Raw genomic sequence first — 10,401 nt, forward strand, 5'->3', positions numbered from 1 at the left:
TGTCGCTGGTCGTCGGGGCCTTCATTGCCAGCGCGGCTGCAGCACTTGGCGGCAGGCAGCGCGACGACGAGGAAGCGATTTTCCTAACCAATCGTTGATCGGTGGCTCCCTGAAATGCTCGATTTCGAGAAATCTCGACCCATCATCACCTCCCATGTGGGCAAAGTCTGTCACTGCACTAACGGCCATTTGAAACCTTGGGAAGAGAATGGGCCTGTCTCTGCCATCTTCCAAATGGAACCATCAAGTGGCAACGAGACCTCCCGTGCAGGGCGGCTTCAGGGCGACTAGTTTGGGTGGATGGCGAAACCTGCGCAACAAGCGAGGGCAGCGCCAACGCCCCGGCTGCGGTGTTCACGATGAATGCGGAAGCGCTCAACCGGATATTCCTCCGTGAGGTCACGGCAGCTCAGGCAATCAAGGAAGGAACCGTCCACGTCGCTGGCGACGCTGAAGCCCTGGCCCGGTTCCAGCAGATGTTTCCGCCGCCTGAACCGCTGACAGCGTGATAGCGGAATGCACGATGCTCCCGTCAGTTCTGTGAATGACTGTAATGGCGTCGACTCAAGCCGTAGCGCAAAAGGTCAGGTTTCGTGAAGTGCCGGGAAGTGTCGCGAAATGGCGCGTCCCGCTGGTTCAAACATCTCGGCCGTGAAAAGCTCGATCGGCGAGCGGCGTTGCTTTCAGAGGGAAATTCCTGCTGGAATTAAAGCCCTCCTCCCTGATCTTGACCCGGATCGCGTCGAAGATAACACGCATAGCAGCGCGCGCGTTGATACCCGGGTGAGGGGAGCTGTGCAAAGACGGGTTTTCGGGGCTTCACGCTATATCCTTCAACGTATCCAGCGGCCCTTTCAGAGCAGACCTGGGCTGGATCAACTCGGGCGCAATCAAGAAAATCTGCGGTGCCGCCGGGGGTTGATCGATCAGTTCGAACGCCTTCGCAATCATCGCCTCAAAATTCTGCCGCACCATGATTACGGGGAAGGGCAGGAAAGAGGCGAATGGGTCATAGTCGTAGCAACCGACGACAAGCTCGCTAAACATCTCCGCCGGCCGGCCCGCCATGAAACGCAGCAGACCCTCCATATTGATCGACGAATTGATTAACAATGCGCGCGGCAGCTTGCCATGGCGTTGGCAAAATGCCTCGAAGGCACGCAATGTTATGTCGGGCGAATAGCCGGAGGACTGTACTCCGTCATCAGGGTCGGCGCCCAACAGTGCCTTTTTGGTCGCATGGAAAGCGGCGATGCGTTCGCGGCTTGCGTGGTCGTTGCGGCCGCCAAACAGAAACAGCTCGTCCGGCCGCAGGGGGTCATCATTGCCGAACTGGCGGATGATTGCCTCCGTCAGCATCCGCGCGCCCTCATAATTGTCGCTGATCACCGAATGCGCCTTTGCTCCTGGTAGGTCGATGTTGACATGCCTCAGTCCCGCCGCCTCGCAGACCTCGTGCACGCCGTCCGGATCGGTGGCGCCGACAATGAAGAGCTGGTCGATTGAGTAGGAAATCAGCGTCTCCGCGGTCCGGCGTTCCTCTTCCGGGTCGCGGCTGGCACTGACCACGACCGGGCATTGACCGCGGCTGCGCACATGTCCCTCAAATGTCTGCGCCATGGAGGAGAAGTAGCGATTGTCGTGGATGGGCAGCATCAGGCCGACCAGGCCCGATCGCGACCGTCGCAAGCCTCGCGCCTGCAGATTGGTGGTGTACTGGTGGCGTTCGGCGAGGCTGAGAATTGTTTCCGCCGTACTTTCCTTGATGCGGCGCTTGCGCCAAGTGCCGTTCAGCACCGCGCTCACGGTCGACGGCGAACTGCCCGATAGCACGGACAGGTCATAGATCGTCGCCTTCTTCTTGACCTGCTGATGCATCTGGCCCTCCGGAGCGTCTGTTTAGAGCAATATCCCGCTGGTGCAATATCTCGCTTGACGAGCGCGTCTTGATGCACAATAGTTAATGCACCATCGATTGTGCAAGCACAAATCGATGGCGGAGGTGTGTTCCCGTTCGGAACGTTATGGGAGGAGTACAGATGAAAAAGTTCATGATCGCGGCGCTCGCCGCGACCCTTATGCTTGGCGGATCAATCGCTGCCATGGCACAGCAGGCCGGCAAAGTCGGCGTCGTCGTCAAGATTGGCGGCATTCCCTGGTTCAACGCAATGGAGGCGGGGATCAAGGAGCGCGGCCAGAAGCTCGGCGTCGACGCATTTATGGTTGGCCCGACCAGTGCCGATCCGGCACTGCAGGTTCGCGCCATCGAGGATCTGATCGCACAGGGCGTGAAGGTCATAGGGGTCGTGCCGAATGATGCGAAAGTGCTTGAACCTGTCCTGAAGAAGGCCAAGGACGCCGGCATCATCGTCATCACGCATGAATCGCCTGGCCAGAAGGGCGCCGACTGGGATTTCGAACTCGCGTCCGCGACCGGCTTCGGTGAGGCTCATGCCAAGCTCTTGGCGGATAAGATGGGCGGCAAAGGTGAATATGCAGTCTTCGTTGGTTCGCTGACGGTGCCGCTGCACAATGCCTGGGCCGATGCGGCAATCGCGTATCTGAAGAAGAACCATCCGGACATGAAGCTTGTCGGCGATCGTTATGGCGTCGCCGAGGATGTGGACAAGAGCCGCAGCACGGCACTTGACCTGATTTCCGCCAATCCCGGCTTGAAAGGCTTCCTTGCCTTCGGCAGCCAAGGCCCGATCGGAGCTGGCCGCGCAATCGAAGAGCGCCGGAAGGTGGGCCAGATATTCGTGCTCGGCCCATTCTCGCCGGGGCAGGGCCAGAAGCTCATCAAGAGCGACGCGATCTCCGGCGGCTTCATGTGGAATCCGAAGCAGGCGGGTGAGGTTTTCGTCACGCTGGCCGACCAGCTCATGAAGGGCAAAGAAGTCAAGGATGGCGATACGATCGAAGGGCTAGGGACAGTCAAGCCCGACTTCGAAAACCATAACATCATCGTCGATCAGCTGGTCCCGATCAACAAGGACACTGTCGACGGCCTTGCGGCGATGGGCCTGTAAAGCCTCGCAAGGCTGTGGCAGCCGGGCTGGCCTCGAGCCGGCCCGGCTGAGGATGTGTCAACGCGATTAGATCCAGGTTCAACTCGATGGCTGATCAGGCACCCGATGGCTCCGCGTCACGGCCGCTGCTATCGCTCCGAAATGTCAACATGACGTTTGGCGGCGTCAAGGCGCTGAAGAATGTCAGCTTCGAGGTTCTGCCGGGCGAGGTGCATTGCCTCGCCGGCGAGAACGGTTCAGGCAAGAGCACGCTGATCAAGGTCATCACTGGCGTGTACAAGCCCGAGGCCGGCGCCGAGATCGACTATGACGGCCAGAGCTACGCCCATATGTCACCGGTGACGGCGCAGGCCGGCGGAATTCAGGTCATCTGGCAGGACCTCGCCCTGTTCCCCGAGATGACCGTCGCCGAGAACATCGCGTTCCAGACTGTCATCGGCCGCTGGCCGCGACTGGTGAACTATGCCGAAATGCGGCGTGTCGCGACCAACGCCTTGGAACGTCTTGGTGTTACCCTCGATGTCGATCTCGCACTCCACAATTTTCCAATCGCACAGCGGCAGATCGTAGCTATAGCGCGCGCGCTCGTCGGCGAAGCGAAGCTTGTCTTCATGGACGAGCCGACGGCCTCGCTCACCCAATCTGAAACCGACTATCTGCTGGACATTGTGCGCAATCTGTCGGCGTCGGGCGTTGCCGTTGTGTTCGTCAGTCATCGCTTGGCGGAGGTTCTCGAAATCTCCAGCCGTGTGACGGTGCTGCGCGACGGCGCCTTGGTTGGCGTCTATCCGACCAAAGGTCTGACCCAATCGCGCATCACAGAGCTGATGACCGGCAAGACCTTCGACTATTCCGTCCTGCATCGCGATTTGAGCACGAGCCCGGTCGTGCTTGAGGTTAAAGGGCTGTCGCGGCCCGGTGAATTCGAGGATGTGTCATTGACGGTCCGGCGCGGCGAGACGCTCGGCGTCACCGGGCTGCTTGGGGCAGGGCGCACCGAGCTGGCGTTGACCTTGTTCGGCATGCGCAAGCCGAGGTCCGGCTCTGTTGTGCTGGATGGCAGGCCCGTTCGCTTCGGTTCCAACCGTGACGCGATCGCCGCCGGCGTCGCCTATCTTTCGGAAGACCGGCTGTCGCTCGGCCTCATTCAGCCCCAATCAATTGCCGACAATATGGTCATTGCCTCGCTGGACAAGGTTCTTTCGGGCGGTTTCATTTCGAGCGATCGCAAATGGTCCCTGGTCAGTAGCTGGATAAGGGATCTCGGCGTTAGGATCGGAATGCAGGAAGACGCGGTTTCGACCCTGTCGGGGGGAAATCAGCAACGTGTCGCCATTGCAAAATGGCTGGCGACTCAACCGAAACTGCTGATCCTCGACGGACCGACGGTCGGTGTTGATGTTGGCGCGCGTGCCGGCATATTCGATATCGTTTCCAAGCTGGCCGACAGCGGCCTGTCGATTATCCTGATCTCGGACGAGGTACCGGAAGTCTATTTCAACGCGGACCGTGTGCTGCACATGGCTCAGGGGCGCGTTGTCGGCGAATATGTCCCCGGCGCCACGTCCCTCCAGGCGATCGAAGAGGCGGTCTATGCGTAGGTTTGTCCGCTCTCATGCAACGGAGCTGGCTTTGCTCGCCGTCATCGCGGTCATCTGCGCCTTCCTGTCGTTTGCGACAGACCGGTTCTTCACCCTCGGTAATGCGTTTGACCTCCTGAACACAAGTTCGGTCAACATCATCTTCGCCGTCGGTCTGCTCGTCGTGCTGATTGCCGGCGGCATTGACATCTCCTTCGCGGTTGCTGCCTCCGTCGTACAATATCTGACGGCAATCGTCCTTGGCTGGATCGGCGGCGGGAATTGGATTGTCGGCCTCACCATCGCTGGCGCATTGGGCGTCGCGTTGGGCTGCATCAATGCTTTCCTGATCCACAGGTTCAGGATCATCTCGATCGTCGCCACGATTTCGACCTTCAACATTTTCTTCGGCTTGCTGATGTTCTTCACAGGCGGCGTTTCGATCTACAATCTGCCGGACTGGCTCACCAACCGCGTGGTGCTGTTCGAGCGCGAGATGGCTGACGGCACCTGGGCGGAGATAACCCTACCCGTGCTCATTATGGCCATATGCGTATTCGCTACCTGGGCGTTGATCACGCGCACGACCACTGGTCGCCAACTCTACGCTTTTGGCGACAATCCCGAAGGCGCGCGCCGCTTCGGCATCAATGTTGGTGCCATGCAGTTTATCGCCTTCGGCTGGCTTGGCCTGATGGCAGGCATCGCCGGTCTCGTCCAAGCGCACTACGCGCAGGAAGTCGTGCCTAACGCCCTGTATGGGCGCGAACTCGACGTCCTGGCAGCCGTAGTCCTTGGCGGTGCGCGGCTTGGCGGCGGCAAAGGCAGCGTGCTCGGCTGCATTCTTGGCGTTCTGTTGGTCTCGATCACCCAGAACGGACTTAATTTGATGGGCGTGTCGCCTTTCGCGTTCAAGATGATCGTCGGCACCATCATCCTGACCGCCATCACCCTGTCGAACACCAGCATCGAACGCCTGCTGCCGTTCCTGAAAAGCCGGCGGGTGCCTTCATGACGGCTGTGATTGAACGCGTCCGCAACTTGCTTGGCCCCGAACTGGCAGGTCCGCTTGCTGCGTTCGTGGTGGTCATGATCGTGTTCGGCATTGCCGCACCGAACTTCCTTTCCCGGGCCACTTTTGGCTCCGTCGCCTACCAGCTGCCGGAGCTCGGCCTGCTCACACTCGCCATGCTGCTCCCGATCCTGACCGGCGGCCTGAACCTGGCCATCACCTTCACGGCCAACATCGCCGGGCTGACGCTCGCTTGGATCCTTCAAAGCCAGGGCGGCGTCGACGCGGGCATTGGTGCCTTTGTCCTTGGCGCGATCGTTGCCCTTGCGGTCGGAGCACTTAGTGGACTGATCATGGGGCTCGTTATCGCCAACACCAAGGCTCACCCGATCCTGGTCTCGCTGTCGATGATGATTTTCCTGCGCGGTCTCGGTGAGTTCCTGACGCATGGCGGCGACGTGTCCGGCTTTCCCAGCTTCCTGGCGCCGATCGGCTACGGTTCGATTCTCGGTATCCCGGTTCCGTTGCTCATTTTCATCACCTGTGTGCTGATCTGGCAGCTCCTGCTGACACGCATGAAGCTAGGCTTCAACACCTATATGATCGGCTCCAACATCGAGGCCACGCGCTACTCCGGCATTAATACGCGCAAGGTGCAGGTTCTGGTCTACACACTGTCCGGTGCGATGTGCGCGGTCGCCGGTATCATCATGCTGGCGCGCTTCAATTCGGTGCGTGTCGGCCACGGCGAGTCCTACCTGCTGATCACTGTGCTTGCCTGCTTTCTTGGCGGGGTCAATCCGTTCGGCGGCTTCGGTCGCGTGATCCCTGTCTTCGTCGCGCTCGTGGTGCTCCAGCTTCTGTCCTCGGGACTCAATCTGATGGGCGCCAACCAGCATCTGGCGACGGCGGTCTGGGGCATTTTGATGATCACCGTGATGATCCTGCGCTGGCTTGCTGGGCGCCTAAAGTTCCTAAACACAAACAAAGGGTGAGTTAGATGCATGGTTTTGGGGTCCACACCTCGATGTGGACGATGAACTGGGACCGGGCGGGCGCAGAGAAGGCGATCGCCGCTTCCGTCAAATACGGCATGGACTTTATCGAGATCGCGCTTCTGAACGCGCCGGCGGTCGATGCCGCGCATACGCGCGCCTTGCTCGAAAAGCACAATCTTCCAGCTGTTTGCTCGCTTGGCTTGCCGGAGCGGGCCTGGGCCTCGGTGCGGCCGGATGCCGCCATCGAACATCTCAAAGTGGCCATCGACAAGACTGCAGAGATGGGCGCTCTGGCGCTTTCCGGTGTAATTTTCGGTGGTATCGGTGAACGCACCGGCGTGCCACCCACCGACAAGGAATACGACAACATCGCGCATGTGCTGACCGTCGCCGCCAAGCACGCCAAGACGCGCGGCATAGAGCTCGGAATCGAGGCGGTGAACCGCTACGAGAACCACCTGATAAATACCGGCGCGCAGGCCGTCTGGATGCTCGAGAAAGTCGGCGCCGACAACATCTTTGTCCATCTCGACACCTATCACATGAACATCGAGGAGAAGGGGGCCGCCAATGGTATTCTGGCCGCTCGTGAGCACCTGAAATACATTCACTTGTCAGAGAGCGATCGCGGCACCCCGGGCACCGGCAACTGCCCCTGGGACGAGATCTACGCAACGCTCGCGGCGATCGGCTTCAAGGGCGGACTTGCCATGGAAAGCTTCATCAACATGCCGCCGGAAGTCTCCTATGGCCTCTCCGTCTGGCGGCCGGTCGCGAAGGACGAGGCCGAAGTGATGGGCAATGGCTTGCCTTTCCTGCGCAACAAGGCTCGCCAATACGGTCTGATCTGACCCAATGCATGACGGGCAGGAGGCGGACGGCGCGAATATCGCCGTCTTCGACGTTGGCAAAACCAGCTCTCGGCGATGACATTCGACGGCGTGCTCGCCGAGAGTCTTTCTGTCCGCAACGAGGTTCGGCCCGGTCCACCTTGGCGGGACCACGACCTCAAGGGCATTAGCGACTGGCTGTTCGGCTCGCTTGCCACTTTGTGCCGACAAGGAAATTCTCGATATTGGCTGCAATATGGGTGTTGTCGCCTATGAGATATCTAAGCTAAGACCGAGTTCGATCCATGGGATCGACATTGCCAAACCTCATATCGAGACTGCAAAGATGTTGTTGAGCGGCTCCCCGGTACATGCCCGGTTCGATCGCCTAAACCTTGGCAGCCGCCGCCTCGGCAATATCCTTCTGCCGAAGTACGATATCGTCCTGCTGCTGGCCGTCTACCAGCACATGCAGCGCAACATCGGCCCGGGCAAGGCGCGAAGGGTGCTTTCCAATATTGTGAGGCGCACCTCAAGCATTGTTGCCCGCGTTCCGCCTGGAACGGATGGCGAATTCATCGAAACGCTTGCCGATGAGGGCTGCACTCGGCATCTTCCCTCACCTCAACAGTCGTGCGTTCGTCTGAGTTCGTTTCTGCGAACGCGCCGTGGTCGATAACGACCAAAACGCAACGCCCAAATCACCTCCACTTGCCGTTGGGCACCCGCAACTGGAAACGATGGCGGGCGTTTCTGTGACTGAACGGGATATAAGACTACTGTGGCATCAAGCCTGGTTGAGGAAAAGCCCGACTGTCATGAAGCCAATGAACGAAGAGCATCTGGCGATCCTACGCAGGCACATGGTCGAGATGATTGCAATCCATACCGACCTTGCAAGCGAAGAACTCGGCAAGGCGGCGCTCGATGAGCGGGTGATGGCAGCGATGCGGCGAGTGCCGCGGCATCGCTTCGTTCCAGCCTCGGTTGCACCTTATGCCTACCAGGACATGCCGCTGCCGATCGGCTTCGATAAAACCGTCTCGCAGCCATTCATCGTCGCTCTCATGACCGATCTCCTTGCTCCCCAATGGAACGAGGCGGTGCTCGAGATCGGCACTGGCCTGGGCTATCAAACCGCAATCCTCGCGGAACTCGCCGGGCAAGTTTGGAGCGTCGAAATCATCGAGGAATTCGCAATCCATGCGAAGGCTCTCCTGCAGGGCCTCGGCTTAGCCAATGTCGGCATTCGTGTCGGAGACGGGTCTCGTGGCTGGCCCGAGCACGCCCCATTCGACAAGATCCTGGTCACGGCGGCGGCTGAGCAGACCCCCCCGGCTTTACTGAAGCAACTCAAGCCGGGGGGACGCCTGGTTCTGCCTTTGGGATCTGAAGAAGCACAGTTTCTGACTGTCATCGACAAGGATGCGGCAGGGCAGCTCGGGACCCGGAAACTCATCCCGGTTCGGTTCAGCCGGCTCGAAACGGCCTAATGGAAGGTGCAGACAGCCGCGACGGGGGGGTCCCATCGCCACGCTCGGCCTTGTGCCCCGCAGCGCCGCCATCAACATCGGCCCGAGCGAAAAAACTCCCCAGCCCTAGCCTTGTCAGCTTGGCTATTGCTGGGGTTTCCGCATCATCGGCAATGTGCGGCATGATCCGCATCGAGATAAGCTCGCTATGACAAAGTCTAACGCGAGATACAAGGCAGTCGACCGTCGCTCGCATGATCTCGACCCATCTCCAGCCTTCCGCCTTCACTGCCTTGGCAGCGCTTTCAAGCTTGGCTGCGACAAGGGCGTCCAGCTTCACGACATCGACGGCGAAACCGCCTTCCTTGTCATCGAACAGATCGCGCCTGACGCTCCCGCCTGCCGCCTCGTAGGCGTCCAGCCCACCCAGGAAATTTGACCCTCTTGTCGCTTGCCCGAACGCCCCGCCAGCAAGCGCGGAACGAATGTTTTGCGCGTAACGGTTCCACGCCGGCAGTTCATTCCACACCCGTTCCTGCGCCTCGTGATCGTCGCTGATCGTGAAGGCCGAAAGCTGCTCAAAGGTCATGTCCTCGTTGCGGTAGGCTTCCAAGAGGCGCGGCGACACGCGACCAAGGGCAAGGCAGCGGCGCACAATCGTTTCGGCCGCGCCGAACCGTGCGGCAATGTCGGGGACCGACTTGCCTTCGTCCGCCAGATCGCGGAACGCCTCGTACTGGTCGACCGAGTGCATGTCCTCGCGCAAGACGTTTTCGGCAAGACTGGTCGCCTTCGCGTCCCCTCCCGCTCGCTCCTTGCATTCAACGGGGAATCCTTCGCGATCTCTCCCTTCTCGGCCAGCAGATTGAGTGCTGCGCGGCGTCGCCCGCCAGCGCTCACGAAACAGCGGCCCTTCTTGTCGCCCTTCCTGACGACAAGGTTTTGCAGCAGCCTGTAGCCATCGGCCCTGTTGCTCGCTGCCAGCGCCGCGATACCCTCGGCGCTATAGGTTTTGCGGACGTTCTTCGGGTCTACGTCCAGCTTGTTCAATGAAATGGTTATGGTCTCGGTCATGATGCTTTCTCCTGATTTCCCTTTTTCCCGCGAAGCGAAATCCTGCCCGAAGGGGCAGGAGCCCCGCTCCTGCTCCCGAGCTCGTGCGGAACAGCGGCGGCGAGGGGGCAAGACGACAAATCGGACGGGGATCACCCGCCCGAAGGCGAAGCCGGGGGTCGGCGCCGATCCGCGTATGTGGATCCGCGTCGATCCTGCACAGAGCGCGGCCCTGGCCGCGCGGAGGAAGGACGGGGAGACCGATTTTCCCCTTGCAGGGGAGAGGGGGCAGAGCCGCCCTTTCCCCCCTCTTTTCACTACTAACCCTGACCCGGCTGGGCTGGAGTTGTGTGCGTCAAGTTCTGCAAAATGGCGTGGCATTGCGGTGACGTCGGCGTGTCCGCCGCGCAGCCCCCGTGTTTAGCGG

Annotated in this window: 10 protein-coding genes and 1 pseudogene; 8 read left to right on the forward strand and 3 right to left on the reverse strand. The window is 60.2% G+C overall.

Going from position 1 to position 10,401, the window contains the following annotated elements; genetic code table 11:
- The first annotated feature begins 296 nt into the window (after positions 1-296).
- Positions 297-509 (forward strand): alkyl sulfatase C-terminal domain-containing protein, encoded by a 213-nt coding sequence (locus NKJ20_RS33255; protein WP_352453090.1) that lies wholly within the window; start codon positions 297-299, stop codon positions 507-509.
- A 310-nt stretch (positions 510-819) separates the two neighbouring features.
- On the opposite strand, the gene NKJ20_RS33260 is transcribed toward NKJ20_RS33255, so the two are convergent.
- On the reverse strand, positions 820-1,878 hold the full coding sequence (locus NKJ20_RS33260; RefSeq protein ID WP_352453091.1) for a LacI family DNA-binding transcriptional regulator: 1,059 nt from the start codon (positions 1,876-1,878) through the stop codon (positions 820-822).
- 161 nt (positions 1,879-2,039) lie between these two features.
- Here NKJ20_RS33260 and NKJ20_RS33265 point away from each other — a divergent pair, with 161 nt between their 5' ends.
- From NKJ20_RS33265 to NKJ20_RS33295, 7 genes are all read left to right on the forward strand, one after another.
- Positions 2,040-3,029 (forward strand): autoinducer 2 ABC transporter substrate-binding protein, encoded by a 990-nt coding sequence (locus NKJ20_RS33265; RefSeq protein ID WP_352453092.1) that lies wholly within the window; start codon positions 2,040-2,042, stop codon positions 3,027-3,029.
- 86 nt (positions 3,030-3,115) lie between these two features.
- The gene (locus tag NKJ20_RS33270) at positions 3,116-4,630 is read left to right on the forward strand and encodes a sugar ABC transporter ATP-binding protein (RefSeq protein ID WP_352453093.1); all 1,515 of its coding nucleotides are present in this window, start codon (positions 3,116-3,118) and stop codon (positions 4,628-4,630) included.
- Positions 4,623-5,624 carry an ABC transporter permease gene (locus tag NKJ20_RS33275; protein WP_352453094.1) on the forward strand — a complete coding sequence of 334 codons (1,002 nt, stop codon included), beginning with the start codon at positions 4,623-4,625 and terminating at the stop codon, positions 5,622-5,624. The genes NKJ20_RS33270 and NKJ20_RS33275 overlap by 8 nt, the downstream gene beginning before the upstream one ends.
- Positions 5,621-6,616, forward strand: a complete 996-nt coding sequence (locus NKJ20_RS33280) for an ABC transporter permease (protein ID WP_352749832.1) — start codon at positions 5,621-5,623, stop codon at positions 6,614-6,616. Before NKJ20_RS33275 ends, NKJ20_RS33280 begins: the two co-directional genes overlap by 4 nt.
- Positions 6,617-6,621: 5 nt before the next feature.
- Entirely contained in the window at positions 6,622-7,470 is an 849-nt protein-coding gene (locus NKJ20_RS33285; protein WP_352453096.1) for a sugar phosphate isomerase/epimerase family protein, read from the forward strand.
- 190 nt (positions 7,471-7,660) lie between these two features.
- On the forward strand, positions 7,661-8,128 hold the full coding sequence (locus tag NKJ20_RS33290; RefSeq protein ID WP_352453097.1) for a class I SAM-dependent methyltransferase: 468 nt from the start codon (positions 7,661-7,663) through the stop codon (positions 8,126-8,128).
- Between the two features lie 139 nt (positions 8,129-8,267).
- Complete coding sequence (locus NKJ20_RS33295; protein ID WP_352749834.1) at positions 8,268-8,942, forward strand: protein-L-isoaspartate(D-aspartate) O-methyltransferase; 675 nt, start codon at positions 8,268-8,270, stop codon at positions 8,940-8,942.
- Here the strand turns inward: NKJ20_RS33295 and NKJ20_RS33300 are convergent.
- Positions 8,920-9,687 carry a ParB/RepB/Spo0J family partition protein gene (locus tag NKJ20_RS33300; protein ID WP_352749836.1) on the reverse strand — a complete coding sequence of 256 codons (768 nt, stop codon included), beginning with the start codon at positions 9,685-9,687 and terminating at the stop codon, positions 8,920-8,922. The two genes, NKJ20_RS33295 and NKJ20_RS33300, sit on opposite strands and share 23 nt — an antisense overlap.
- A 146-nt stretch (positions 9,688-9,833) precedes the next feature.
- Positions 9,834-10,355 (reverse strand): annotated as a pseudogene (locus NKJ20_RS33305) (hypothetical protein); the annotation flags it as partial.
- Between the last annotated feature and the right edge of the window lie 46 nt (positions 10,356-10,401).

It is taken from the genome of Mesorhizobium sp. M0185, assembly GCF_040322175.1.
Taxonomy (GTDB): Bacteria; Pseudomonadota; Alphaproteobacteria; order Rhizobiales; family Rhizobiaceae; genus Mesorhizobium.